We start from the raw sequence: 23,772 nt of genomic DNA on the forward strand, positions 1-23,772 counted from the left end.
GGCTCATTTGCGCGCCGGGCGCACCACCATCGTGGTTGCCCACCGGCTCTCAACCGTGCGCGATGCCGACCTTATCGTGGTGATGGCCGACGGCCAGGCCGTCGAACAGGGCACCCATGCCGAACTCCTGGCCGCCAAGGGCGCCTTCGCCCGGCTGGTGCGGGCGCAGGCGCTTAGCTAAAACAGTGCGCGCCCTTATTCCGGCATAAACGGCGCCGGAACGCGCGCGGCGCCCTGGCGCTCGAACATCCAGCCCGGATATTCCGGCGGCAGCTTGCTCACGGCATCCAGCCGGGCGATCTCCTCGGGCGACAGGCTCAAATCAATCGCGGCGAGATTGTCATCGAGCTGGGCCAGGCTCTTCGCGCCGATGATCACACTCATCACATGCGGCTTCGCCAGCAGCCAGGCCAGCGCCACCCGCGCCACCGAGACGCCATGCGCCTCGCCGATGGTCCGCATTTCAGCGATACAGGCCCAGGCCCGGTCCTTATCCACGGGCGGGAAGTCAAAACTGGCGCGGCGCGCACCCTCGGGCGTTGGCGCGCCGGGGCCGAATTTGCCGGAGAGCAGCCCACCGGCCAGCGGCGACCACACCATCAGCCCCAGCCGTTCCTCTGTCAGCATCGGCACCAGTTCGCGCTCCAGGTCCCTTCCCGCAATTGAATAATACGCCTGCAACGTCTCGAATCGAGCATAGCCCTTGGCCTCGCTCACACCCAGCGCCTTGGCGATTTTCCAGGCGGACCAGTTGGAGACGCCGGCATAACGCACCAGCCCCTGGCGGGTGAGATCATCCAGCGCGCGCAGGGTTTCATCGACCGGGGTCACAGTATCATTGCCGTGAATCTGGTAGAGGTCGATATGATCCATCTGCAGCCGCTCCAGGCTGGCATGGACGGAGTCCATGATATGCCCGCGCGAGGCGCCGCGATCATTCGGCCCGCGGCCCATCTCACCAAAAACCTTGGTGGCGATCACCACATCCTTGCGTGCCACGCCCAGGTTTTTCAGCGCCTGGCCGACCAGTTTTTCCGACTGGCCGAAGGAATAAACATCGGCGGTATCAATGAAATTCACCCCCGCCCCCAGCGCGCGGCTGATGATGCGATCCACATCCGCCTGGCCGAGCGCGCCGATGGCCTTCCACATGCCTGCATCGGCATTGCCGCCAAATGTCATCGCCCCCAGGCAGATTTCCGAAACGAACAGACCCGTGCGGCCAAGCTGTTTATATTTCATCTCTGATCCCTAATGTTTATGTACGCCTTGAACATAGGCGCACCAGCGCGTTTTTCCACCCGCGCCTCATGCCCCGGCCAGATACCGCAGCCGCCATTGCTGGTTTACCGCATTGGCCTGACGGGAAATTTGCACCTGCTCCGGCCGCGCCATCAGCGCATCATCGCCCATGGCGGCGGCAATGCGCGCCATCACCGGGGCCGGGGCGCCCAGCACATCCTCATAGGTGGTGTGAACCGGCGCGATGCCGTTGGCTGCGAAAAACGCATAAAACAGCGCGTTGGCCAATGCGATCTTCTCCAGCTCCCCAGCGATGGCGGCGCGCGAATACACCAAATCATCATCCGGCACGTTCGCCGCCTGCGCGGTGGTGAACCGGCCTGTCTGCATGGCGATCACGCGCGAGACCGCCTGACCCAACCGGTCCTGGCGCTCCATCAGCACGAATTGCGCGCGCGGCCCCAGCGCATCCAGTATTCCGGCATCGGCCAGCATCGCCAGCTGGTCCACCCCTGCCTTAGCCGCAATATGCCGCTCATGCGGCAAAAGATGGTAGAGCGTGGCGAAATACGCCCCCAGCGAGCGCAGCCCGCGCGGGCGGGAATGCTCCAGCACGGTCTCCGCGTTGAAAAACTCCCCCGCCTCGTTGAACGCGCCCGTGGTGGCGAGCAGATGCGCCAGATAGTTGGAGCCGCAGCGGTTGGTGAAACAGAGGAAGAGGAATTTTCCTGGCGGCATCCGCGCATCCGGGTCCGGCCGCAACGGGCCGAACGCCGCCTCCACCGCCGCGCGATGATAAGAGGCAACCGCGCGCAGCGGCGGCGGGACGATCACCCGGGGTCAGCCCTTGGCGAACGCCGCCGCGAAAATCGCCCGCCGCCCGATGTCGCGGCGGCAAAAACCGTCATCCCACTCAATTGTATCCACCGCCGCATAGGCGCGCGCCACGGCCTGCTCCAGGTCCGCTCCCACCGCGTTCACCGCCAGCACGCGCCCGCCATTGGCCAAAATCCCGCCCTGGTCGGCCATCGTCCCGGCGTGGAACACATTCACCCCAGGCAGCGCCCCGGCTTCCTCCAACCCATAAATTTCGCCGCCGGTGGCATAAGCGCCGGGGTAGCCCTTGGCGCACATCACCACGGTGGCCGAGGCGCCGTCCTTCCAGCGCAACGCCACATTTTTCAGCCGGCCGCCCGCCGCCGCCGCCAGTGCTGGCAGCAAATCCGAATCCAGCAACGGCAGCAGCGTCTCGCACTCCGGGTCGCCGAAGCGCACGTTGAACTCGATCAACTTCGGCCCGTCATGCTCCACCATCAGCCCCGCGAACAAAAACCCCCGGAACGGCATGCCACGCTTCACCATCTCGGCCAGCGCCGGGCGGATCACGCGCGCCATCGTCTCCTCGATCACCGCAGGCGGCGCCCAGGGCGGTGGCGAGATCGCGCCCATCCCCCCAGTGTTCGGCCCGGTGTCGCCCTCGCCCACGCGCTTATGGTCGGCGGCAACCCCCAGGTAGAGCGCGTCCAGCCCGTCGCAGAGCGCGAACACTGAAATCTCCTCGCCCACCAGGCATTGCTCGATCACCACCTTGGCCCCGGCCGCGCCGTGGACCATGTCTTCCATGATCGCGGTCACCGCCTCATGCGCCTCCTCGGGCGTGGCGGCCACCACCACCCCCTTGCCTGCCGCCAGACCATCCGCCTTGATGACAATCGGCGCGCCCACGGCCTCGATATATTCATGCGCCTCCCCGGCATGGGTGAAGCTGGCCCAGGCGGCGGTGGGGATGCCCGCCGCATCGGCGATTTCCTTGGTGAATTCCTTGCTGCCCTCCAGCTGCGCCGCCGCCGCGCCCGGCCCGCAGCAGGCAATGCCCACCGCCGCCAGCGCATCAGCAATACCCGCCACCAGCGGCGCCTCCGGCCCGGGGATCACGAGGCCGATCTTCTGTTCCACAGCAAAAGCCACCAGCCCGGCGATGTCGCTCCCCCGCAGCGGCACATTCTCCGCGCACGCCGCAGTGCCAGGGTTGCCGGGGGCAACATATAGCTTGCTCAGCAGCGGGCTCGCCGCAATCGCCCGGGCCAGCGCATGTTCCCGCCCGCCGGAACCGATGATCAATACCCGCATGCCAAACCCCCTCTGTTAACGCCGCGCGCTCTATCATAGTCTCCGCCCATGAGCGACCTCCTCCCCAACACCCCCGAATTCTCCGTCTCCGAACTCGCGGGAGCGGTGAAAAAAACGCTCGAAGGCGCGTTCGGCCGGGTGCGCGTGCGCGGCGAGATCACCGAATTCAAGGCCTACGCCTCCGGCCACCAATATTTCGCCCTGAAGGACGAGAGCGCCAAAATCCGCGCCATCATCTGGAAGGGCAGCGTCTCACGCGTTGGCCTCAAGGCCGAGAACGGCGTCGAGGTCATCGCCACCGGGCGCATCACCTCCTACCCGGAACGCTCTGAATACCAGTTCATCGTCGAGCGGCTGGAATATGCCGGGGCCGGGGCGCTGCTCGCGCGCATCGAGGCGCTGAAGGTGAAGCTGGCGGCGGAGGGCCTGTTTGAGCGCAAGCGCCCGCTACCCATGCTCCCCGCCATCATCGGCCTCGTCACCTCGCCCCAGGGCGCGGTGCTGCAGGACATTAAAACAACCATCGCCCGGCGCTTCCCCCGCCCGCTCCTGCTCTGGCCCGTGCCGGTGCAGGGCGAGGGCGCGGCCGAGAAAATCGCCGCCGCCATCAACGGCTTCTCCAACCTCCCCGCAAATGGCCCGATCCCCCGGCCGGACGTGCTGATCGTCGCGCGCGGCGGCGGCAGCCTCGAAGACCTGATGGCCTTCAACGACGAACTCGTGGTGCGCGCCGCCGCCGCCTGCACCATCCCGCTCATCTCCGCCGTTGGCCACGAGACCGACACAACCCTGATCGACTTCGTCTCCGACCGCCGCGCCCCCACCCCCACGGCGGCGGCTGAAATGGCGATTCCCGCCCGGCTCGAACTCCTGGCAGACCTCGCCCAAAAATCCGCCCGGCTCACCGGCGCCCTGGCGCGCACCACCGCCCAGGCGCGCCTGCTGCTGGACCGCGCCGGCGCCAAACTGCCGGACCTGCCGAGCATCCTCGGCGCCGCCCGCCAGCGGCTGGATGACCGTGGCGAGCGCCTCGCCCTGGCGCTGCCCAATTTCTTCAACCTCCGCCGCGCCGGGCTGGAGCGCCTGGCCGCCCGGCTGGTTCACCCGCGCGAGCAGCTGGCGCGCGGGCGCAACGCGGTGGCCCTGCTGGCGCAACGCCTCGCCGCCGCTCTGCCCAACCAGCTGCGCACCCGCCAGACCACCGCCGCCCTGCTGGCGCAACGCCTCGGCGCCCCGCTGCCCGGGCGTCTGCGCGAATCCCGCCTGCGGCTGGAAAACCTCGCCGCCCGGCTGGAGAGCGTCTCCTACGCCGCCGTATTGGCGCGCGGCTTCGCCCTGGTCACCAACACCAAGGGCACGCCCATCTCCAGCGCCGCCCAGGTGCCTCCCGGCGCGGCGCTGACCATCAAATTCGCCGACGGCGACATCGCGGTGAAGGCCGCCGCCAAAACCGCGCAGCTCGACCTGGGGTTATAGCGGCGGCGCGGCGGATTGCCGCACGGCCTTCACCGTAACGTTCCGGCTGTGGGTATTTTCAAAAATCTGCGCGCACCCCCGCGCATCCACACCCTGCAGGCGAAATCAAAACATAACTCTCGCGAAGATTGCAAAAAGCCGGACCTCACGCTTTTGTGAGAATTTTATTTTTTGCTGTTTCCGCCGAGATTCTCTCCGTCTCCGTAAAATCATCGCTACAATCATTACGCGAATATGGATTCTATCCACGCGCAAAGATTGAGCAAAACTGTCAATCACGATTTTGCATCAATTTGATTTTTCCCTGTATTTATAAGGGTTTTGTTCATTATCTAAAAATAACGATTGGGCCGGAAACCATTTACGCGAAACGCACCCTAAATCATCCCGCTAAAGTTGCGAAAACACAACTATCACATTGTCGTGAGGAAGCTGCAAATTTTTAAAGTTTGCGGTTATTTATCAACTAATTACAAATTCATACCGGCAACAATCTCGTTGACTCACAATATCGAAATCTGAGATAGCTGATTCTACCGGTGCGGATTATCCCGCTTCCCGCCTTTGATTTTTTATTTTCCTGTGGCCGCGTATGCCACGTGACGGAGGTTCGCTTATGGCAACTCATGTACAAACGATTACCTGGGCCGAAACCGGCGGCACATTTGTTGGCGGCGTTGAGGAATTATCCGCCGGCGATACGGTATCCCTTACCCTCGCCCTGAATGGCACCGGGTTTACCCCCGTCTCAGGTGACTATTTCCTGCTGAGCAACGGCGGCCACGCGATTTATAACGGAACCGCCTGGGTCTATACTGTTGCGGCGGGCGATGCGACCGGCAACCTGAGCCTGGCGGGCACCCCTACCGGCTCCAATTCAAACCTCGAAATCCTCATCTACAATTCGTCAGGCGGTATCACCTACCATCTCGGCGCCGCGTCGCCGGGCATCCTCCCATCCTCCCCAGCCCTAACCTACGACGTAATCTGCTTCTACCCCGGCACGATGATCGCCACGCCGGACGGCGAAAAAGCCGTGGAGACGCTGCAAGCCGGTGATCTGGTGCTGACCGCCGATGGTAAATCCGCGCCGGTGCGCTGGATGGGCCGCCAGACGGTTTCCACCCGCTTTGCCGATCCGCTGCGCGTGTTGCCGATCCACATCAAGGCCGGCGCGCTGGCCGAGGGCGTCCCCGCGCGTGACCTGCTGGTATCCCCGGACCACGCCCTGCTCGTCGATGGCGTGCTGATCCAGGCCGCCGCCCTGGTTAACGGTGTATCGATCTTCCGTGAGGCCAATGTCCCCGTCACCTTCACCTATCATCATGTGGAGCTGGCCGGCCATTCGCTGATCCTGGCCGAGAACACCCCGGCGGAAACCTTTGTCGACAACGTCGACCGCATGGCGTTTGACAACTGGGCCGAGCACGAGGCCCTGGCCGATGCCAGCGCCATCACCGAAATGGACCTGCCGCGCGCCAAAGCCGTACGTCAGGTTCCGGCGAAGACCCGCGCTCATCTGGCCGAACGCGCAACGGCCCTGTCCGGCGCACGGATCGCCACCGCCGCTTAAAAACACGGCGGCGTCATGCCTTAAAAACCCCCGCCGGTCACCGGCGGGGGTTTTTTCATGCGGGAAGATCAAACCACAGCCTCCCTCATGTAACCCAGCCACCCGGCGGCATTGCAAATTCAAGGTTGCGGCCCCTCTCGCCAATCCGTAAACGCGGGCGGCTGGCTTTTGTCTTTCCCCATCCCCTAGACAAAGGCCGCCCCAACATTTCCTGCCAGACAGGCCCGCTCCAGAAAGGTGACCCATGCCCCTCAGCCGCGCCACACCCCGCAAACTGCTGCACCAGCGCGATATTCAGCTCCGCGGCTACGAGCGCGCGGACGGGCTGGTGGATATCGAGGCGCGCATCCTTGACACCAAAACCTACAGCTGGGGCAACCAGGACCGCTCAGGCATCCAGGCCGGCGAGGCGCTGCATGACATGTGGGTGCGCGTAACCATCGACCACCACATGGTCATCCAGGCCTGCGAAGCCTCGATGGACGCCACGCCTTATAATGTATGCGGCGGCGCCGCCGCCAGCTTCGGGCGCCTCAACGGGATGAAGCTCGGCAAGGGCTTCATCAAGGCGGCCATGGAGCAACTGGGCGGCGTCGCCAGCTGCACGCATCTGCGCGAGCTGCTGCAGCCCATCGCCACGGTGGCCTTCCAGACCATGCACAGCATCCGTGAACACCGGGCGCTCCATAACGCGAGTAAGGCCCCCCGCACCACCTCTGGCATTCAGGTGGCGCTGCTGAACACCTGCTTCGCCTATGACGAAACCGGCCCCCTGGCGCGGCGGGCGGCGGCAAAGGCCAGCATATGAACGCGCACATGCAATCTTTGCCAATTCCCAAGGCTTGCGGCCTTGCTGGCCGCGCTACCCTATGTTACTGCCCCGCCGGACCCTGTAACACGGGTTTGGATGCCACAAAAACCTCAAGGCGAGCATTGTAATTTGGTCGACATTACCGGCACTGGCGAGACAGGACTATCCGCGCGCTACGCCGCCGCGCTTTATGCCCTGGCTTTTGATCAGAACATCCTCACCGAGGTCATCGGCCAGATGGCCGCCCTTGGCAGCCTGATCGCACAAAGCCCGGAGCTGAAGCGCCTGGTCGGCAACCCGCTGACGGACGCGGGGCGAATCGCCCCGGCGCTGACCCAGGCGCTTTCCGAGCAGGGCTTTCTGCCCATTATCCGCAATTTCGTGAACGTGGTCATCGCCAACCGGCGCCTGGCCGAGCTTCCCGCGCTTATCACCGGTTTTGCCGCCTACGTCGCCGCCAAGCGCGGCGAGGTGGTGGCGAGCGTCACCTCCGCCCAGCCGCTGAGCGGCCTGCAGCGCAGCCAGTTGACCGCCCGCCTCACCGAGGCCGGATACGGCAGCGTCAAGCTGATCGAGCACACCGACGCCAGCCTGCTCGGCGGCATGGTGCTCCAAATTGGCGCAAAACTTTTCGATACCAGTCTGAAATCACGCCTTAACCGGCTCAATTATTCTCTAAAGGGAGCTGCCTGACATGGAGATCCGCCCAGCCGAAATCTCCGAGATTCTGAAACGCCAGATCGCGGATTTCGACACCGAATCGAACGTGGCCGAGACCGGCCAGGTCCTCTCCGTGGGTGACGGCATTGCCCGTATCTTCGGCCTGACCAATGTGATGGCCGGCGAGCTGGTGGAGTTCCCTTCCGCCGGTATCAAAGGCATGGCGTTGAACCTGGAGCAGGACAACGTCGGCGCCGTTATCTTCGGCGATGACCGCCAGATCCGCGAGGGCGACACCGTCACCCGTACCGGCCAGATCGTCGACGTTCCCGTCGGCAAGGGCCTGCTCGGCCGCGTCGTCGATGCGCTGGGCAACCCGATTGACGGCAAAGGCCCGATCACGGCCACCGAGCGCCGCCTGGTCGAGACCAAGGCGCCCGGCATCATTCCGCGTAAATCGGTGCATGAGCCGATGCAGACCGGCATCAAGTCGATCGACGTGCTGATCCCCATCGGCCGCGGCCAGCGCGAGCTGATCATCGGCGACCGCCAGACCGGCAAGACCGCCGTCATCATCGACACCATCATCAACCAGAAAACCATCAACGCCGGCACTGATGAGAGCAAGAAGCTCTACTGCATCTATGTCGCCATCGGGCAGAAGCGCTCGACCGTGGCGCAGCTGGTGCGCACGCTGGAAGAGCAGGGCGTGATGGAATACTCCATCGTCGTCGCCGCCACCGCGTCCGACCCGGCGCCGATGCAGTATCTCGCCCCCTATACCGGCTGCACCATGGGCGAATACTTCCGCGACAACGCGATGCACGCGCTGATCGCCTATGACGACCTCTCCAAGCAGGCCGTCGCCTATCGCCAGATGTCGCTGCTGCTGCGCCGCCCGCCGGGCCGCGAAGCCTACCCGGGCGACGTGTTCTACCTGCATTCGCGCCTGCTGGAACGCGCGGCCAAAATGTCCGACGACAAGGGCGCCGGTTCGCTCACCGCCCTGCCCGTCATCGAGACCCAGGCCGGCGACGTTTCCGCCTACATCCCGACCAACGTGATCTCCATCACCGACGGCCAGATCTTCCTTGAGACCGAGCTGTTCTTCAAGGGCATCCGCCCGGCTGTTAACGTCGGTTTGTCGGTGTCTCGCGTTGGCTCCGCCGCGCAGATCAAGGCGATGAAGCAGGTTGCCGGCAAAATTAAGCTGGACCTCGCGCAATACCGCGAAATGGCGGCCTTCGCGCAGTTCTCGTCCGATCTCGACCCCTCGACCCAGAAGCTGCTCGCCCGAGGCGCTCGCCTGACCGAGCTGTTGAAGCAGCCGCAGTACCATCCGCTTCCGGTCGAGGACCAGGTGGTCTCAGTGTTCGCCGGTACGCGTGGCTACATGGACGATCTGCCAGTATCCTCGATCGGCAAGTTCGAGTCTCATCTGCTCTCCGAGCTGAAGGCCCGCGAACCGGGCATCATCGAGGCGATCCGCAACGACCAGCAGATCAAGCCCGATACCGAGACGAAGCTGATCGCCTTCATCGAGAATTTACTCCGTACATTTGGATAATTTCCGATGCCCAGTTTAAAAACCCTGCGCAATCGCATTAACAGTGTGAAATCGACGCAAAAGATCACCAGCGCCATGAAGATGGTCGCCGCGGCGAAACTGCGCCGCGCGCAGGCGCAGGCGGAGGCTTCGCGTCCCTATGCCAAGCGCATGGGCGACATGATGGGCGCCCTGGCCGCCGCCGAGGCCGCCAACCCCAACGCCCCCGCCCTATTGGTTGGCAACGGGCGGGATAAAACCCACCTGCTGCTGGCCATCACCGCTGACCGCGGCCTGGCCGGCGCCTTCAACGGCAACATCTCAAAACATGTCCGCCTCCAGGTTCAGGCGCTGGAAGCCCAGGGCAAGACCGTGAAAATTTTCACGCTCGGCCGCAAGGGCAATGACTCGCTGCGCCGCGACCTGGACAGCAAGATCATCGGCACGAAAAACTTCGTCGGCAAAAAGACACTGGAATTCTCTGACGCCGAAGCCATCGCGCAGACCATCATCGGCCTGTTCCGCGATGAAGCCTTCGATGTCTGCACACTGGTGTTCAACCGTTTCCATTCGGTGATGACCCAGACCGTGACCGAAACCCCGCTGATCCCCGCCGCCACCCCCACCGCCAACGACAACGCCGCGGGGGACCAGAACTACGAGGTCGAGCCCGACGACGGCACGCTGCTGGACCGCCTGCTGCCGCGCAATCTCGCGGTGCAGATCTACGCCGCGCTGCTCGAAAACAGCGCCGGTTTCTACGCCAGCCAGATGACGGCCATGGACAGCGCCACCCGCAACGCGGGCGACATGATCAAAAAACTGTCCCTGACCTACAACCGCGCCCGGCAGGCGAACATCACCAAAGAACTCATCGAGATCATCTCCGGCGCTGAAGCCGTTTAAGGTAGAGAGAAAATGGCAAGCAATAACACTGGTCGCGTCACGCAAATCCTCGGCGCCGTCGTCGACGTGCAGTTCGATGGCGAACTGCCCTTCATCCAGAACGCGCTGACAACCAAAATCGGCGATCGCACTTTGGTGCTGGAAGTCGCGCAGGAAATCGGCGAGCGCACCGTGCGCTGCATCGCCATGGACACGACCGACGGCATGGTCCGCGGCGCTGAAGTCTCCGACACGGGTGCGGCCATCTCCGTCCCCGTCGGCCCCGGCACGCTGGGCCGCATCCTCAACGTCATCGGTGAGCCGATCGACGAGCGCGGCCCGATCGTGGCAACCGCCCGCATGCCGATCCACCGCGACGCCCCGGCGTTCGAGGAACAATCGGCTTCCGCTGAAATTCTGGTCACCGGCATCAAGGTGGTGGACCTCCTGGCCCCCTACCAGAAGGGCGGCAAAACCGGCCTGTTCGGCGGCGCAGGTGTGGGCAAAACCGTGCTCATCCAGGAGCTCATCAATAACATCGCCAAAGGCCATGGCGGCGTGTCCGTGTTCGCGGGCGTGGGTGAGCGCACCCGTGAAGGCAACGACCTTTACCATGAAATGATCGACGCTGGCGTCATCAAGCTCGGCGAGAACGACACCGAAGGCTCCAAAGTGGCCCTGGTGTACGGCCAGATGAACGAGCCGCCGGGTGCGCGCGCCCGCGTCGCGCTCTCGGGCGTGACCATGGCCGAATACTTCCGCGACGTTGAAGGCCAGGACGTGCTGTTCTTCGTGGACAACATCTTCCGCTTCACCCAGGCCGGCGCCGAAATGTCGGCGCTGCTGGGCCGCATCCCCTCCGCCGTGGGCTACCAGCCCACCCTGGCGACCGACATGGGCGCCCTGCAGGAACGCATCACCTCCACCAAGAAGGGCTCCATCACCTCGGTGCAGGCCATCTACGTCCCCGCCGACGATCTGACCGACCCGGCGCCCGCCACCTCCTTCGCCCATCTCGACGCCACCACGGTGCTCAACCGCGCGATCTCCGAAAAAGGCATCTACCCGGCGGTTGACCCGCTGGACTCCACCTCGCGCTCGCTCGACCCCCGCATCGTGGGCGAGGAGCACTACCAGGTCGCCCGCGACGTGCAGCGCATCCTGCAAACCTACAAATCGTTGCAGGACATCATCGCCATTCTCGGCATGGATGAGTTGTCGGAAGACGATAAACTCGTCGTGGCCCGGGCGCGTAAAATCGAGCGCTTCCTCTCGCAGCCCTTCCATGTCGCGGAGGTCTTCACCGGCTCCCCTGGCGTGTTCGTGAAGGTCGAAGACACCATCCGCAGCTTCAAGGCCATCGTCGCCGGCGAATACGACCACCTCCCCGAGGCCGCCTTCTACATGGTCGGCACCATCGAGGACGCGGTCGCCAAGGCCGAAGCCATGGCCGCGAAGGCTTGAAAATGCCACTCGTCCTGGAAATCATCAGCCCGGAGAAGCTCCTGCTGTCGCGGGATGTCGACATGGTCGTCATCCCCGGCACCGAGGGTGACATCGGCGTGCTGCCGGGCCACTCCAAGCTCATCACGGGCTTGCGCGGCGGGCTGGTGGATATCTACGAGAACAACACCATCACCGACCGTTTTTTCGTCCCCGGCGGCTTCGCCGAAGTCACGGAAAGCTATTGCGCCGTGCTGGCCGACGGTATCATCCGCCAGTCAGACCTCGACCCCGCCAAGGCCGCCGAAGCCGTCACCGCCGCCCAGGCCGCCTATGACGCCACGGATATGAACAACGAGGAAGCCTACCGCCTCGCCACTGACCGGCTGATCTCGGCCCAGGCGATGGTGGACAGCATTTCGCCACAGCGGAGCGATAAGGTTTAAGGCCAAGGGGCGCCGCCCCTTAAAACCCCGCCAGGGGCTTTGCCCCTGGACCCCACTGGGGCCCCCGGCCCCAGACCCGGAGAATTAAGCCCGGTGCCGCCCCCACCGTCATGCCGGCGAACGCGGGCATCCACGCCTTCCTTACCCCCGCGCCTCACCGTCACGTCGGCGCGAGCGCAGCGGGGCGATCCATCTTGCGCCAAGCCACAACTCCAACCTCCATTCCTGAGAAACGGCTGGGACTACAAAATAGACCGACTAGACTCTTCCACGAATTAGGGCAAACTCACATTCGTAATGATGCGAGGATGCTATGGCCCTTATAGCGTGCAGAGAATGCGGCAAACAAATTAGTGACCAAGCTGATGTGTGCCCAAGTTGCGGTATTAGAATTCAGAAAACCCAACAGCCTGCCGCCACTGAGACAGCCAAAAAGAAAGGCAATATGCCCGCAATTGGATGTTTAACGGTTATCGGAATCATTGTTTTAATAGGTGTTATAGGATCAAATTCAGGAACGCTCCCCAACTCAACTCAAACCGCAACGCAAGATTCCGAAAGCTCACCCTCCACATCCCCGTCAATTTCAGTGCAAAGCTTTATAAATGCGTCTTCTGAAACCGGAACTCTCAGTATTCCAACAGAACAAACCGGAAATTACGATGACCTTTGCCGGAGTGAGTGGACAAAAGCAGGCGTTCTTGATCAAGAGGAAGATGCTTACTGTGTGAACCAGGAGCAACAAGGTTATAACAACCTTGTTGCTCTAGCTTCTAATTATTCCAATATGCCTAATGCACAGCCTCTACTCGACTCAACTATTACCGAATGGATAAAAAACGGAGACCGTGACGACCAGGAAATAGCATATGTTTTCGGTGAACAAATATCCGATTTTAAAGATTTTCGTTGGTTAGCTTCGTCTCCTGGATTCAATGAGGAGGAAGGTCAGCAATGCATAAATCAGTGGACGTCAGGGAATCCCCAATTCCAAGACTGGAGCGAGATCGACTATTGCTATAAACAATTTCCCGACTTCAAAACGCCGTCAGCAAACCAATAAGAACGGATATCCGGTTACGCTTGTGTCCGGGCAATCGATCCATACGTAATCTGTCCACAATCAGCGTAGAACAAAATCACGAACTCCTCCGCCTTTCGATGTCATTTCATTCTATTTTCGTACCAAACCCGCACAAATTGGGGTGCAAGCAAAAAATTAAGTTATACTAACAGTATGTTACGCGTGAAACCTCACAAGTGCTTCACGTGAAGCACCCCTCACCGCCCCCCTCACGCCCGCGGATGCGCCTTCCGCCAAACCTCCATCAACTGCCCCGTATCCACATCCGTATACCTTTGCGTCGTCGACAAACTCGCATGCCCCAGCAGCTCCTGGATCGAGCGCAAATCCGCCCCGCCCGCCAGCAGGTGGGTGGCAAAGGAGTGCCGCAGCGCATGCGGCGTCGCATGTTCGGGCAATCCGTTCAGCCGCCTGAAATCGCGCAGCGTCTTCTGCACCACACCGGCATTCAGCCGCCCGCCGCGCACACCCACAAACAACGGCTCACCCCGCCCCGGATTCGGATGCAGCTTCAAATAAACCGCAATCACCTCGCGCACGGCGGGCAATACCGGCACAATCCGCTGCTTGTTGCCCTTGCCGGTCACCCGCAGCGCATCATCCGCCGGGGGCAGATCGCCCACGTTGAGCGACAGCGCCTCATTGATGCGCAGCCCCGCGCCGTAGAGCAGCATCATCAGCGCCGTGTCGCGCGCCTGCACCATCGCGGTATCGCTGGCCTCGCCGATATCATGCGCCACCGCGGTGGCATCCTGCGGGCTCAGCGCCTTGGGCAGCGGCCGTTTGGGGCGCGGGCGAGAGATCAGCGCCAGCGCGGTGCCATCAACCTCGTGCCGCTTCTTTAAAAACCGGAAAAATGTCTTGATCGCGGAGAGTTTGCGCGCCCGAGTCGCATTGCCGACGCCAGCTTTTGCCTCCGCCGCAATCCAGGCCCTGAAATCCGCCGCGCGCAGCCCCCGCAACATGCCTAAATCCGGCACCCCGCCCACATGGGTGGAGCAAAACTGCAAAAAGGCGAGCACATCCCGCCCATAAGTCTCCAGGGTTTTGGCGGCGGCCCGGCGTTCTCCGCCGAGCCACACCAAAAACTCCTGGGTCAGGCCTTCAGGCAATGCTCTGCCCGGTCTTCGCCCAATCAGCCATGAACGCCGCCAGGCCCTTGTCGGTCAGCGGGTGGGAATAGAGCTGCTTGATCACGCTGGGCGGGATCGTCGCCACGTCAGCGCCCATTTTCGCCGCCTCGATCAGATGGATCGGGTTGCGGATCGAGGCGACCAGCACCTCGGTCTTGATATTCGGGTAGTTGGCGTAAATCTGAACGATGTCAGCAATCAGATCCATGCCGTTCTGGCCGATGTCATCCAGCCGGCCCACGAAGGGGGAAATGAACGTGGCGCCGGCCTTGGCGGCGAGCAGCGCCTGGGCCGCGGAGAAACAGAGTGTCACGTTGACCATCACGCCTTCCTGGCTGAGCGCGTAACAGGCCCGCAGCCCGTCCTGCGTCAACGGCACCTTGATGGTCACGTTGCTGGCGATCTTGCGCAACACAGCGGCTTCCTTGAGCATCTGGCCATATTCGGTGGCCGCCACCTCGGCGCTCACCGGGCCGGGGACGACATCGCAGATCTCGGCGATCACCTCCAGGATGTTGCGGCCCGATTTGGCGATGAGCGACGGATTCGTCGTCACGCCGTCAAGCAGGCCAGTGGCGGCCAGTTCGCGGATTTCGGAAATTTCAGCAGTGTCGACGAAGAATTTCATGGGTTACTTTCCGGTGTGAGAAGTCTGGTGCAAAGCATACAGCATGGAGCCCCCAAGTCGAAGCACCCGCGTCAGCGTGTTGCTCCCATACAAGTTCGACGCGCCGTTTACCTATGCGGCGGAGGAAGCACTGCCGCCCGGCACGCTGGTGCGTGTGCCGCTGAGCACGCGCATGGTGGTGGGCGCCGTATGGGGTGACGCGCCAGACCAGGGGGTAAAAACCAAACCCATCGCCGAGGTTCTCGCCTTCCCGCCGCTGCCCAGGCCGTTGATGGATTTCATTGATTGGGTCGCCGCCTACACGCTGAGCAAACGTGGCGACGTGCTCGCCCTGGCGCTGAAGGAGAGCCTGCTCGCAGCCCCCCCCAAGCGCGGCAAGGCCTATGCTTTCGGCGGCGCCGACCCGGCGCATCCCGGTCCTGAACTCTCGACGGCGCAGGCCGCCGCCGCAGCCGCCCTGCGCGACTCGGTGGCGGGCCAGACATTCGGGGTGACCCTGCTGGATGGCGTGACCGGTTCGGGCAAAACCGAGGTCTACCTGGAAGCCGTGGCGCAAGCCCTGCGCAACAACCGGCAGGCTCTGGTGCTGTTGCCCGAAATCGCGCTCTCGGTGCAGTTTTTGCAGCGCTTTGAACGCCGTTTTGGCGCCGCCCCGGCGGTCTGGCACTCCGAACTCACCCCAGCCCTCCGGCGCGAAACTTTCAGGGCCGTGGCACAGGGCCGCGCCAATGTGGTGGTGGGCGCCCGCTCGGCGCTGTTCCTGCCCTTCCCCGCCCTCGGGCTGATCGTGGTGGATGAAGAGCACGAAAGCGCCTTCAAGCAGGAAGACGGCGTGATGTATAACGCCCGCGACATGGCGGTGGTGCGCGCACGCCTTTCGGCCGCGCCCTGCGTGCTGGTGAGCGCCACGCCGAGCCTGGAGAGCGTGGAAAACGCGGCATCGGGCCGCTACGCCCGCCTCGACCTGCCCGCCCGCCACGGCGGCGCCGTGCTGCCGCTGGTAAAATCAGTGGACCTTCGCGCCCACCCGCCCGAACGCGGCAAATTCCTCTCCCCCGTATTGGTGGAAGCCGCCCGCGAGACCCTGGCGCGCGGCGAGCAGGTCATGCTTTTCCTCAACCGGCGTGGCTATGCCCCGCTCACCCTCTGCCGCCGCTGCGGCCACCGCCTCTCCTGCCCCAACTGCACCGCCTGGCTGGTGGAACACCGTAGCCACGCGCGCCTTATCTGCCATCATTGCGGGCACAGCGCCGCCATCCCGGAAAAATGCCCGGCCTGCGAGGCCGAGGGCAGTTTCGTACCCATTGGCCCCGGCGTGGAGCGCATCGCCGAGGAAGTCGCCGGACTCTTCCCCGAAGCCCGCACTTTGGTCATGGCCTCTGACCACATCTCCGGCCCCAAGCAGGCCGCCGAAGCCGCCGCGCGCATTACCGAGCGCGATGCTGACATCATCATCGGCACGCAGATGGTCGCCAAGGGCTGGCACTTCCCGCACCTCACGCTGGTCGGGGTGGTTGATGCCGACCTCGGCCTCGCCGGCGGCGACCTGCGCGCGGGCGAGCGCACCGTGCAGATGCTCCACCAGGTCGCCGGCCGCGCCGGCCGCGCCCAGGCCCCCGGCACCGTGCTGCTGCAAAGCTTCTCGCCCGAACACCCGGTCATCATGGCGCTCATCTCCGGCGACCTGCCGGATTTCTACGCCCAGGAGGCCGCCGCCCGCCGCCCCGGCCACTGGCCGCCTTATGGCCGTCTCGCCGCCCTCATCATCAGCGCCACAGACGAAAAACTGGCCGACCAGACCGCCCGCGCCCTAAGCCGCACCGCGCCGCGCGGCCCAGGGATTGAGGTACTCGGCCCCGCCCCGGCGCCCTACGCCCTGCTGCGCGGCCGCTTCCGCCGCCGCCTGCTGCTGAAAACCGCGAAACATATTCAGATACAAGGCCTGTTGCGCGACTGGCTGGCGCAAACTGATATCCACAAATCCAGTCGGGTTGATGTAGATATCGATCCCGTCTCATTTATGTAGCTTGCATGGCTGACTAAAGCCTAGTAGAATTACCCTATGATAGTTATAGAGAATATAGCCATTCAACCCGGCTACACGCTCTCCGGATTGCTCGTCGGGCTGCTCATCGGCATGACCGGCGTTGGCGGCGGTTCTCTCATGACCCCTTTGCTTGTCCTGGCATTCGGTCTGCACCCCTCCACCGCCGTCGGCACCGACCTGCTCTTCGCCTCCATCACCAAAACCGTCGGCACCAGCATCCACAGCGCCGGTAAAACCATAGACTGGAAAATCGTCGCCCGCCTGGCCACCGGCTCCGTCCCGGCAACCATCCTCACCCTGCTGGCCCTCGCTTATTTCGGCGTCGCCAGCAAAACCATCACGCAGCTTATCTCCCTCACGCTCGGCGCCGCCCTGCTGCTCAGCGCCACCTCCCTGCTCTTCAAGGGCTGGATCATCGCCTACGCCAGCAAGCGCTGGCCTGGAACAGGGCAGGAAAGCTCCGCCTGGAGAACAATCCTCGTCGGTTTCATCGTCGGTATCCTGGTCTCGCTCTCCTCCGTCGGCGCCGGCGCGCTGGGCACCATCGCCCTCATCTACCTCTACCCCCGCCTGCCGCTCGTGCGCATCGTTGGCTCCGATATCGCCCACGCCGTGCCCCTGACCCTGCTCGCCGGACTCGGCCACTGGTATCTCGGCACGGTGAATTTCCACCTGCTCGGCTCGCTGCTCCTCGGCTCCATCCCCGGCATCATCATCGGCAGCTACGCCGCCCGCTACACCCCTGATGCCGTGATAAAACCCTGCCTCGGTATCATCCTCGCCCTCGTCGGCCTCAAACTGCTGGCGAGAGCCTGATAATATGAGATGGAATCGCGTTGCGATTGCATCTCAGCTCTGAATCTCCGGCCAGGGTCTGATCGCTTTAAGTGCGATCAGACCCTGGCCATTTTTCGGAGGGCGATTCACGCTTTCGGCTCGCTCGGTTGAGCGAACCTCAAACGATCGCGCTTGGCTAAATAAAAAGCGGGCCACAGAGCGGCCACGCCCCATCGCCGCCTTATTCGCCCGCGGCGGCTACTACCGGGCCGGGCGAGGTGAGGAGGAAATACAGCACCGCGCCCAGGACGAAGGAGACGATGAAGGTGCTATCGCCAAACTGCGGATAGGCGGCCGCGAACGAGCCGGTGTGCAGGGTCTGGTTCCAAAACGGTTCAGAGGCCACGACCGTCACCACCCAGGCAACGAAAGCAGCGCTGACACCGCCCAGGCGGGAGGTACGGCTGGTCAGATGGCAGAACAGCGTGATGGAAATCCACGGCACGGTCCAATAACCGAGCACGAAGAGAAAATTCTCGTAATTGGTAATAAAGTTTTCAGCCGCCAGCACGGAGATGATGGTGCCGATGGTGCCTGTCAGCAGCGCCGCCCAATGCTGTTTAATCTTCACGCCGATCGCCAGGGCCGAGAGCGTCGCGGAATAGATGTTCAGGATATTGGCGCTGATGGTGCCCAGCACCACCGCGATCAGCAACGGCGTCTTCAGCCATTCGGGCATCCAGCTGGTGAACAGATCGGAGGGTTTCGCAAACGACACGGAAGCGCCGATCAGCGCGCCCAGCGCCTCGATCCATACGGTGGAGATCAGCGACCCCCAGAACGCATAGGTCCGCACGGTTTTTTTCACCGCCGCGGGGTTCTGGTTGGTGCGCAGGTAGCGCGTATAATCGGAGGAATAGGGGATCCAGCCGACGACGTAGCCAACCATGATCGAGGTTGCGAGCATGAACGCGCCGGAGAAACCGCCCACGGCGGCCTCGGATTTCACGTTTTCCGGCACCGAGAGGCCAAGGTGCCTCACCGCGACAAAGCTGAGCGCCAAAAACACCAGCGTCAGCACATACACCAGATATTTCTCCGTCGCCTGGATCAGATCGTGCCCGACAAAGGCAATGGCGACCTGGATGGCCGAGAGCACAATGATGCTGACGATCAGGCTCCCGCCGAAGAAATACTGCAGCGCATAGGCGCCGACGATCGTGTTGACCGCGAACCAGGAGAAGCCGCCCAGGAAGTTGAACAGCGAGGGTAGTTTATTGCCGAGCTTGCCGAACCAGTTGGCCCCCTGGATCATCTGCGGCAGGCCGTAATCCACGCCGAATGTGCTGAAAAACGCCAGCGTCAGCCCGCCGAGCACGTTGGCGATCAGGATGGCTGCCAGCGCGGCGCTGAAGGAGAGCCCGAGCCAGCCGGTGGCCAAAGCCCCGGTCGTGAGAGTCGCGAATTCAATATTCGCCGCCATCCAGAGGCCGAACACGGCTTTCGGGTTGCCGTGCGTCTCTGTCAGAGATACTTCGGCGATCCCCTTTTCCTCGATGATGCCAAACAGTTCGGATGTCGCTTCAGCCGTCATTCTTCGCTCCAGCACGGCGCAAGGCCGCTAAAAAATTCATCAAGCAGCCCCACGCAAGCCGAACCATCGGACCGCGGCGGTATTAAAAATCTCGCAATATTTCAGTGCAGCGTCAAGCAATTACGCTGCGAGCGCAAAAAACAGGCAAAATCGCGTGAGCCGGAGGATCCGAACCGATATCGTTCCAAATGAAATTGATCGTAAAACATAAGCTAGAGCGTGATTGACGTGAGGCAATCACGCTCTAGCCGCGCAGTTGCATCAGCCGGGCCAGAGTGGCCTCGACGGTTGGCTGAACTTCATAAAGCCCGCTCACCGCCTCGCGGGCGAAGCCGCGCTCGATCGCGCCGTTGACCATGGCCACGAAGGGTTGCGCCCAGCCCAAAAGATCAACCAGGATGATCGGCTTGTTGTGCTGGCCGAGTTGCTTCCAGGTTAAAATTTCGATGGTTTCATCAAAAGTTCCCAAACCGCCGGGCATTACAACAAACGCGTTGGCCAGCGCGAACATGCGGCGCTTGCGGGTGTGCATGGAGTCGGTGACGAAGAGCTCGGAGAGGCCGTGGAGTTCTTCCTCGCGGCTACGCAAAAAGTCAGGGATGATGCCGGTAACATGGCCGCCGGCCCCGAGTGCGGCGCGCGCCGTGGTGCCCATGAGGCCGACGTTGCCGCCGCCAAACACCAGCTTCATGCCGTGGCCGGCCAGCCCCTGGCCCAGCGCGGTCGCGGCCTCGACATAAGCGGGATCAGCGCCGGGAGAGGAGCCGCAGAAGACGGTGACGGAGAAACTGCTCATGGTGTCGGTTTTGCCTCGCTTCCTGTATAGACCGGTTCGTGGCAGGCTATTTGCCAGTTAGCAAGCATGCGGCGCGCGAGGAACAGGGGTTTGACTATGGCTGAGATGACGCGGAAATATGGTGGGATCGCCGCGCTCGCGCTGCTGGCGGGTCTTGCGATCGGCGGCTTGTTGTATCTGAGCGCCAAGCCGCAGCTGCAGCCCACCCCGCCCGCGCCGCCGCCGCCGCCCGCCGTGACCGTGGTGGCGCCTACTTTCGACGTGGTGCGCGTTGACGCGCACGGCAACGCGGTGCTGGCCGGGCGCGCGGTGCCGGGCGCTGTCGTGACAATCAGGAGCGGCGATAAGATCATCGGCACCGCGACCGCGGATGCGCAGGGCGCGTTTGTGCTGGTGCCCAGCGCGCCGCTGCCGCCGGGCGCGCAGGAGATCACGCTGAGCGAGACTCTGCCGGATGGGACCAAATTGGCGGGGCAGGAAGTCGCCGCCATCAATGTGCCGGTCGACGGCCAGGGGCATGCGCTGGCTGTGGTGTCGGGGCCGAATGGCAGTGTTGTGATGTCCGGCCAGGGGCCGGCCGCCGGAACCCTGGGCATGGGCACCGTGGATTATGACACCGATGGCCATGCGCTGTTTGGCGGCACCGCGCCGCCGGGGGCGAAGGTGAACGTGAGCCTGGGCGGCAAGCAGATCGGCCAGGCGGTGGCGGGGGCGGATGGGCGGTGGCATTTTATCTCGCCGACGCCCGCGGCCAGCGGCACGATCACCCTGTTGGCGACCGGCGCGGATGGGAAGGTGATGCCGCCGGTGGATGTGCCCTTTACGTTGCAGACCTTGCCTGAAGCCGTCGCCGCCGGGAATGTGGTGATCGTGCCCGGCGATAATCTGTGGACGATCTCGCAACATGTGTATGGCCACGGTATCATGTACACGGTGATATATACGGCCAACGCCAACCAGATTGAGAACCCGAACCTTATTTACCCTGGGCAGAAATTCACCCTGCCGCAACCGCAAAAGGTCCCGTGATGGATATTGTCGAGAGCATCAAATCGGTGCTGGCGCCGCCGCACAAGGCTGGCTACCCGTTCATATTGGGGGGCATCGCGGTCGCGGTGCTCGGGCTGCTGCTCTGGCACCCGCTGACCTGGGCGGGTTTGCTGTTCACCGTGTTCTGCCTCTATTTTTTCCGCGACCCGGAGCGGGTGCTGCCGCCGCGCGCCAATGCGTTCGTGGCGCCGGCCGATGGGCTGGTGGTGAGCATCGAGCGGGCCGCGCCGCCGGCTGAACTGGGCTTAAGCCACGAGCCGCGCACGCGGGTGGCGATTTTCCTCTCGGTGCTGGATGTGCATGTGAACCGCGCGCCGATCGGCGGGGTGGTGCGCAAGATCGCGTATCATCCGGGCAAGTTTTTTGGCGCGGCGGATGAGAAGGCGTCCGATGAAAACGAGCGCAACTCGCTGATCCTCGACCTGCCGGGCGGGCAGGAGGTTGTGGTCGTGCAGATTGCCGGGCTGATCGCGCGGCGGATTTTATGTGATGTGAAAGAGGGGCAGAGCCTGGCGGCGGGCGAGCGGTTTGGCATTATCCGCTTTGGCAGCCGCACCGATCTTTATCTGCCCGAGGGCTGCGAGCCGCTGGTTGCGGTGGGGCAGCGCATGGTGGGCGGCGAGAGCGTGATCGCGGAGCTTGGCCGGGAATGATCAAGCGACGCCTGCCGCGCCGGAACCGCTTCGCCGGCCTCAGCTTTAACCGCATGCTGCCAAACCTGATGACGCTGCTGGGGCTGTGTATCGGGCTCTCCTCGATCCGGCTGGCGATGGATGGGAAATTTGGCAGCGCGGTGATCGCCATTGCGGTCTCTGGCGTGATCGACGGGCTGGATGGGCGGCTGGCGCGGCTGCTGAAGGCAACCTCGCGCTTTGGCGCGGAGTTTGACAGCCTGGCGGATTTTTTGTGTTTTGGCATCGCGCCGGGGCTAGTGATGTATCTGTGGTCGCTGCAGGCCTGGGGGGCGATGGGGTTTTTGCCGCCGCTGATGTATACCTCGGCGATGGCCCTGCGGCTGGCGCGGTTCAACGCGGCGCTGGACAGCACCCCGAAAGCGGCGTTCGCGTATAATTTCTTCACCGGCGTGCCGGCGCCAGCGGGTGCCGGGCTGGCGCTGTTTCCGCTGTTTCTGGGGCTGGAGGCTGACCAGATGCACATGGACTGGCTGCACACGGCGGTGGCCTATCCGCTGTTCACCGGCGCCGTACTGGTGAGCGTCGCGCTGCTCTGCGTGTCCACCCTGCCGGTGTGGAGCTTCAAGAACTTCAAGATACCGACCGCCAATGTATTGCCGCTGCTGCTCGGCGTCGTGGTGTTCGCGGCGATATTATTCGCCGACCCTTATGCCGCGGGCGCGCTGCTCGGGCTGGCCTATATCGTGATGCTGCCCTTTAGCGTGCGCAGCTACCGCAATCTGGCGGCGCAGGCGGAGACCCGGCGGGCGGCGGCGGAGGCGATCCCCGAAGTGGGCGACTCCACCTGAGGCGGCTGACGCGCTAGAACCTGATCGCTTTAAGTGCGATCAGGCTCTAGCCGTTTTTCTGAGGGCGATTCACGCTTTCGGCTCGCACGGTTGAGCGAACCTCAAACGATCGCGCTCTATTCCAGAACATCCGCCTGGGGGCGGTCGGTGCTGGCCGCGAGCTCGGTGTGCCACACACCATCCTCGCTCTGGTATTGGATGTAGCGGGTCTCGCCCGGCACGCGCTGCTCGGCGGCGACCCTGCGGGCGGCTGCCATCGCGGCGGCATGGGAGCGGTAGGGCTCGGAGAAAACATCCCCCAGCTTGTAGGCCCATCCGCCATCGTGCTGGACAATTTTGTAGTGAATCAGGCTCATCGTGGGCTCCTCCGGGATATGCCTTGCGGCCGCGCCTTTTGGTGGTGTTTAATTCCACCCCGGATATGGGAACGGGCAATGAGATAGATCAAGGCATGACAGCGCGAAGTTTGCTTTGAGAGAGAATTAAACATTCATGCAAGGAAGACCATGACCGCAACCAGCACCGCGCAAGCGCCCGCCGAGACCCAGAAGACCACGCCCTTTGAGATGATCGGCGGCGTGGAGCCGATCCGCCGGGTGGTGGATGCGTTTTACGACCTGCTGGAGAGCGACCCGCAATATGCCGAGCTGCGCGCCATGCACGCGCCCGATATGACCCCGATGCGCGAGGCGCTGACCGGGTTTTTCACCGGCTGGATGGGCGGCTCACGCGAATGGTTCACCGCGCAGGGCGGGTTTTGCGTGATGACGCGCCACTCCAAAATGCCCATTACCGGAAAAACCGCGAAACAGTGGAGCGATGCGCTGCGCGCGGCCCTGGTGGTGGCCAAGGTGGAGCCGGGCTTCGCCGAACAGATGGACCAGATACTGACAAGGCTCGCGGCCGGGATGGTGCGGGGGTGACCCGCCTCCCGGCGCGGGTAAGCCTGCAAAAGAACGCTGGGATGT

At 63.3% G+C, this 23,772-nt stretch carries 23 protein-coding genes and 1 pseudogene; 16 read left to right on the forward strand and 8 right to left on the reverse strand.

Annotation, left to right across the window (positions count from 1 at the left end; all coding sequences use genetic code 11):
• Positions 1 to 181, forward strand: a pseudogene (locus QQJ84_RS18150) (ABC transporter permease); the annotation flags it as partial.
• Between the two features lie 14 nt (positions 182 to 195).
• Here QQJ84_RS18150 and QQJ84_RS18155 read toward each other — a convergent pair.
• The 3 genes from QQJ84_RS18155 to purD form a co-directional block, all read right to left on the reverse strand.
• Positions 196 to 1,242: an aldo/keto reductase gene (locus QQJ84_RS18155; RefSeq protein WP_284259744.1), complete on the reverse strand. Its 1,047-nt coding sequence runs from the start codon at positions 1,240 to 1,242 to the stop codon at positions 196 to 198.
• 66 nt (positions 1,243 to 1,308) lie between these two features.
• Positions 1,309 to 2,076 (reverse strand): Stf0 family sulfotransferase, encoded by a 768-nt coding sequence (locus QQJ84_RS18160; RefSeq protein ID WP_284259745.1) that lies wholly within the window; start codon positions 2,074 to 2,076, stop codon positions 1,309 to 1,311.
• Positions 2,077 to 2,082: 6 nt separating this feature from the next.
• Positions 2,083 to 3,372 carry a phosphoribosylamine--glycine ligase gene (gene purD, locus QQJ84_RS18165; RefSeq protein WP_284259746.1) on the reverse strand — a complete coding sequence of 430 codons (1,290 nt, stop codon included), beginning with the start codon at positions 3,370 to 3,372 and terminating at the stop codon, positions 2,083 to 2,085.
• Positions 3,373 to 3,420: 48 nt separating this feature from the next.
• On the opposite strand from purD, the gene xseA reads away from it, so the two are divergent.
• From xseA to QQJ84_RS18210, 9 genes are all read left to right on the forward strand, one after another.
• Positions 3,421 to 4,848 carry an exodeoxyribonuclease VII large subunit gene (gene xseA, locus QQJ84_RS18170; protein ID WP_284259747.1) on the forward strand — a complete coding sequence of 476 codons (1,428 nt, stop codon included), beginning with the start codon at positions 3,421 to 3,423 and terminating at the stop codon, positions 4,846 to 4,848.
• A 616-nt stretch (positions 4,849 to 5,464) separates the two neighbouring features.
• Complete coding sequence (locus tag QQJ84_RS18175; protein ID WP_284259748.1) at positions 5,465 to 6,421, forward strand: Hint domain-containing protein; 957 nt, start codon at positions 5,465 to 5,467, stop codon at positions 6,419 to 6,421.
• A gap of 244 nt (positions 6,422 to 6,665) precedes the next feature.
• Positions 6,666 to 7,229, forward strand: coding sequence for a DUF2889 domain-containing protein (locus QQJ84_RS18180; protein WP_284259749.1), 564 nt, complete (start codon positions 6,666 to 6,668; stop codon positions 7,227 to 7,229).
• A gap of 99 nt (positions 7,230 to 7,328) precedes the next feature.
• Positions 7,329 to 7,925 carry an ATP synthase F1 subunit delta gene (atpH, locus tag QQJ84_RS18185; RefSeq protein ID WP_348522695.1) on the forward strand — a complete coding sequence of 199 codons (597 nt, stop codon included), beginning with the start codon at positions 7,329 to 7,331 and terminating at the stop codon, positions 7,923 to 7,925.
• Between the two features lies 1 nt (position 7,926).
• Complete coding sequence (gene atpA / locus QQJ84_RS18190; protein ID WP_284259751.1) at positions 7,927 to 9,459, forward strand: F0F1 ATP synthase subunit alpha; 1,533 nt, start codon at positions 7,927 to 7,929, stop codon at positions 9,457 to 9,459.
• A 6-nt stretch (positions 9,460 to 9,465) separates the two neighbouring features.
• The gene (locus tag QQJ84_RS18195) at positions 9,466 to 10,344 is read left to right on the forward strand and encodes a F0F1 ATP synthase subunit gamma (RefSeq protein ID WP_284259752.1); all 879 of its coding nucleotides are present in this window, start codon (positions 9,466 to 9,468) and stop codon (positions 10,342 to 10,344) included.
• A gap of 12 nt (positions 10,345 to 10,356) precedes the next feature.
• Positions 10,357 to 11,787 (forward strand): F0F1 ATP synthase subunit beta, encoded by a 1,431-nt coding sequence (gene atpD, locus QQJ84_RS18200; protein ID WP_284259753.1) that lies wholly within the window; start codon positions 10,357 to 10,359, stop codon positions 11,785 to 11,787.
• Positions 11,788 to 11,789: 2 nt separating this feature from the next.
• Positions 11,790 to 12,212, forward strand: a complete 423-nt coding sequence (gene atpC, locus QQJ84_RS18205) for an ATP synthase F1 subunit epsilon (RefSeq protein ID WP_284259754.1) — start codon at positions 11,790 to 11,792, stop codon at positions 12,210 to 12,212.
• Between the two features lie 313 nt (positions 12,213 to 12,525).
• Complete coding sequence (locus tag QQJ84_RS18210; protein ID WP_284259755.1) at positions 12,526 to 13,275, forward strand: hypothetical protein; 750 nt, start codon at positions 12,526 to 12,528, stop codon at positions 13,273 to 13,275.
• 230 nt (positions 13,276 to 13,505) lie between these two features.
• Here QQJ84_RS18210 and QQJ84_RS18215 read toward each other — a convergent pair whose 3' ends face one another.
• Positions 13,506 to 14,408 carry a tyrosine recombinase XerC gene (locus tag QQJ84_RS18215; RefSeq protein ID WP_284259756.1) on the reverse strand — a complete coding sequence of 301 codons (903 nt, stop codon included), beginning with the start codon at positions 14,406 to 14,408 and terminating at the stop codon, positions 13,506 to 13,508.
• Positions 14,401 to 15,057 carry a fructose-6-phosphate aldolase gene (fsa, locus tag QQJ84_RS18220; RefSeq protein WP_284259757.1) on the reverse strand — a complete coding sequence of 219 codons (657 nt, stop codon included), beginning with the start codon at positions 15,055 to 15,057 and terminating at the stop codon, positions 14,401 to 14,403. The genes QQJ84_RS18215 and fsa overlap by 8 nt, the downstream gene beginning before the upstream one ends.
• 43 nt (positions 15,058 to 15,100) lie before the next feature.
• On the opposite strand from fsa, the gene QQJ84_RS18225 reads away from it, so the two are divergent.
• Entirely contained in the window at positions 15,101 to 17,083 is a 1,983-nt protein-coding gene (locus tag QQJ84_RS18225) for a primosomal protein N' (RefSeq protein WP_284259758.1), read from the forward strand.
• 36 nt (positions 17,084 to 17,119) lie between these two features.
• Positions 17,120 to 17,920, forward strand: coding sequence for a sulfite exporter TauE/SafE family protein (locus tag QQJ84_RS18230; RefSeq protein ID WP_284259759.1), 801 nt, complete (start codon positions 17,120 to 17,122; stop codon positions 17,918 to 17,920).
• Positions 17,921 to 18,122: 202 nt separating this feature from the next.
• Here the strand turns inward: QQJ84_RS18230 and QQJ84_RS18235 are convergent, their stop codons facing one another.
• Positions 18,123 to 19,475: a purine-cytosine permease family protein gene (locus tag QQJ84_RS18235; RefSeq protein WP_284259760.1), complete on the reverse strand. Its 1,353-nt coding sequence runs from the start codon at positions 19,473 to 19,475 to the stop codon at positions 18,123 to 18,125.
• Positions 19,476 to 19,719: 244 nt separating this feature from the next.
• On the reverse strand, positions 19,720 to 20,271 hold the full coding sequence (locus QQJ84_RS18240; RefSeq protein ID WP_284259761.1) for an LOG family protein: 552 nt from the start codon (positions 20,269 to 20,271) through the stop codon (positions 19,720 to 19,722).
• 96 nt (positions 20,272 to 20,367) lie between these two features.
• On the opposite strand from QQJ84_RS18240, the gene QQJ84_RS18245 reads away from it, so the two are divergent.
• From QQJ84_RS18245 to QQJ84_RS18255, 3 genes are read left to right on the forward strand one after another with little or no spacing between them, the layout of a single operon-like run.
• Positions 20,368 to 21,300: an Ig-like domain-containing protein gene (locus QQJ84_RS18245; RefSeq protein WP_284259762.1), complete on the forward strand. Its 933-nt coding sequence runs from the start codon at positions 20,368 to 20,370 to the stop codon at positions 21,298 to 21,300.
• Positions 21,300 to 21,974 carry a phosphatidylserine decarboxylase gene (locus QQJ84_RS18250; protein WP_284259857.1) on the forward strand — a complete coding sequence of 225 codons (675 nt, stop codon included), beginning with the start codon at positions 21,300 to 21,302 and terminating at the stop codon, positions 21,972 to 21,974. Before QQJ84_RS18245 ends, QQJ84_RS18250 begins: the two co-directional genes overlap by 1 nt.
• On the forward strand, positions 21,971 to 22,804 hold the full coding sequence (locus QQJ84_RS18255; RefSeq protein ID WP_284259763.1) for a CDP-alcohol phosphatidyltransferase family protein: 834 nt from the start codon (positions 21,971 to 21,973) through the stop codon (positions 22,802 to 22,804). The genes QQJ84_RS18250 and QQJ84_RS18255 overlap by 4 nt, the downstream gene beginning before the upstream one ends.
• Positions 22,805 to 22,920: 116 nt before the next feature.
• Here the strand turns inward: QQJ84_RS18255 and QQJ84_RS18260 are convergent, their stop codons facing one another.
• A complete protein-coding gene (locus QQJ84_RS18260; protein ID WP_284259764.1) occupies positions 22,921 to 23,160 on the reverse strand; it encodes a DUF2188 domain-containing protein in 240 nt (79 codons plus the stop codon).
• 150 nt (positions 23,161 to 23,310) lie between these two features.
• Between QQJ84_RS18260 and QQJ84_RS18265 the strand changes: the two genes are divergently transcribed.
• Positions 23,311 to 23,727, forward strand: coding sequence for a group II truncated hemoglobin (locus tag QQJ84_RS18265; protein ID WP_284259765.1), 417 nt, complete (start codon positions 23,311 to 23,313; stop codon positions 23,725 to 23,727).
• Positions 23,728 to 23,772 lie beyond the last annotated feature (45 nt).

Source organism: Acidocella aquatica (assembly GCF_030160635.1).
GTDB classification, from domain to species: Bacteria; Pseudomonadota; Alphaproteobacteria; order Acetobacterales; family Acetobacteraceae; genus Acidocella; species Acidocella aquatica.

What these genes read in the sequence shown, in the direction of transcription:
- QQJ84_RS18155 (WP_284259744.1), bottom strand. Translation starts at nt 1,242, where the DNA reads ATGAAATATAAACAGCTTGGCCGCACGGGTCTGTTCGTTTCGGAAATC.
- purD (WP_284259746.1), bottom strand. Translation starts at nt 3,372, where the DNA reads ATGCGGGTATTGATCATCGGTTCCGGCGGGCGGGAACATGCGCTGGCC.
- xseA (WP_284259747.1), top strand. Translation starts at nt 3,421, where the DNA reads ATGAGCGACCTCCTCCCCAACACCCCCGAATTCTCCGTCTCCGAACTC.
- QQJ84_RS18175 (WP_284259748.1), top strand. Translation starts at nt 5,465, where the DNA reads ATGGCAACTCATGTACAAACGATTACCTGGGCCGAAACCGGCGGCACA.
- QQJ84_RS18180 (WP_284259749.1), top strand. Translation starts at nt 6,666, where the DNA reads ATGCCCCTCAGCCGCGCCACACCCCGCAAACTGCTGCACCAGCGCGAT.
- atpH (WP_348522695.1), top strand. Translation starts at nt 7,329, where the DNA reads ATGCCACAAAAACCTCAAGGCGAGCATTGTAATTTGGTCGACATTACC.
- atpA (WP_284259751.1), top strand. Translation starts at nt 7,927, where the DNA reads ATGGAGATCCGCCCAGCCGAAATCTCCGAGATTCTGAAACGCCAGATC.
- QQJ84_RS18195 (WP_284259752.1), top strand. Translation starts at nt 9,466, where the DNA reads ATGCCCAGTTTAAAAACCCTGCGCAATCGCATTAACAGTGTGAAATCG.
- atpD (WP_284259753.1), top strand. Translation starts at nt 10,357, where the DNA reads ATGGCAAGCAATAACACTGGTCGCGTCACGCAAATCCTCGGCGCCGTC.
- atpC (WP_284259754.1), top strand. Translation starts at nt 11,790, where the DNA reads ATGCCACTCGTCCTGGAAATCATCAGCCCGGAGAAGCTCCTGCTGTCG.
- QQJ84_RS18210 (WP_284259755.1), top strand. Translation starts at nt 12,526, where the DNA reads ATGGCCCTTATAGCGTGCAGAGAATGCGGCAAACAAATTAGTGACCAA.
- fsa (WP_284259757.1), bottom strand. Translation starts at nt 15,057, where the DNA reads ATGAAATTCTTCGTCGACACTGCTGAAATTTCCGAAATCCGCGAACTG.
- QQJ84_RS18225 (WP_284259758.1), top strand. Translation starts at nt 15,101, where the DNA reads ATGGAGCCCCCAAGTCGAAGCACCCGCGTCAGCGTGTTGCTCCCATAC.
- QQJ84_RS18230 (WP_284259759.1), top strand. Translation starts at nt 17,120, where the DNA reads ATGATAGTTATAGAGAATATAGCCATTCAACCCGGCTACACGCTCTCC.
- QQJ84_RS18235 (WP_284259760.1), bottom strand. Translation starts at nt 19,475, where the DNA reads ATGACGGCTGAAGCGACATCCGAACTGTTTGGCATCATCGAGGAAAAG.
- QQJ84_RS18240 (WP_284259761.1), bottom strand. Translation starts at nt 20,271, where the DNA reads ATGAGCAGTTTCTCCGTCACCGTCTTCTGCGGCTCCTCTCCCGGCGCT.
- QQJ84_RS18245 (WP_284259762.1), top strand. Translation starts at nt 20,368, where the DNA reads ATGGCTGAGATGACGCGGAAATATGGTGGGATCGCCGCGCTCGCGCTG.
- QQJ84_RS18250 (WP_284259857.1), top strand. Translation starts at nt 21,300, where the DNA reads ATGGATATTGTCGAGAGCATCAAATCGGTGCTGGCGCCGCCGCACAAG.
- QQJ84_RS18255 (WP_284259763.1), top strand. Translation starts at nt 21,971, where the DNA reads ATGATCAAGCGACGCCTGCCGCGCCGGAACCGCTTCGCCGGCCTCAGC.
- QQJ84_RS18260 (WP_284259764.1), bottom strand. Translation starts at nt 23,160, where the DNA reads ATGAGCCTGATTCACTACAAAATTGTCCAGCACGATGGCGGATGGGCC.
- QQJ84_RS18265 (WP_284259765.1), top strand. Translation starts at nt 23,311, where the DNA reads ATGACCGCAACCAGCACCGCGCAAGCGCCCGCCGAGACCCAGAAGACC.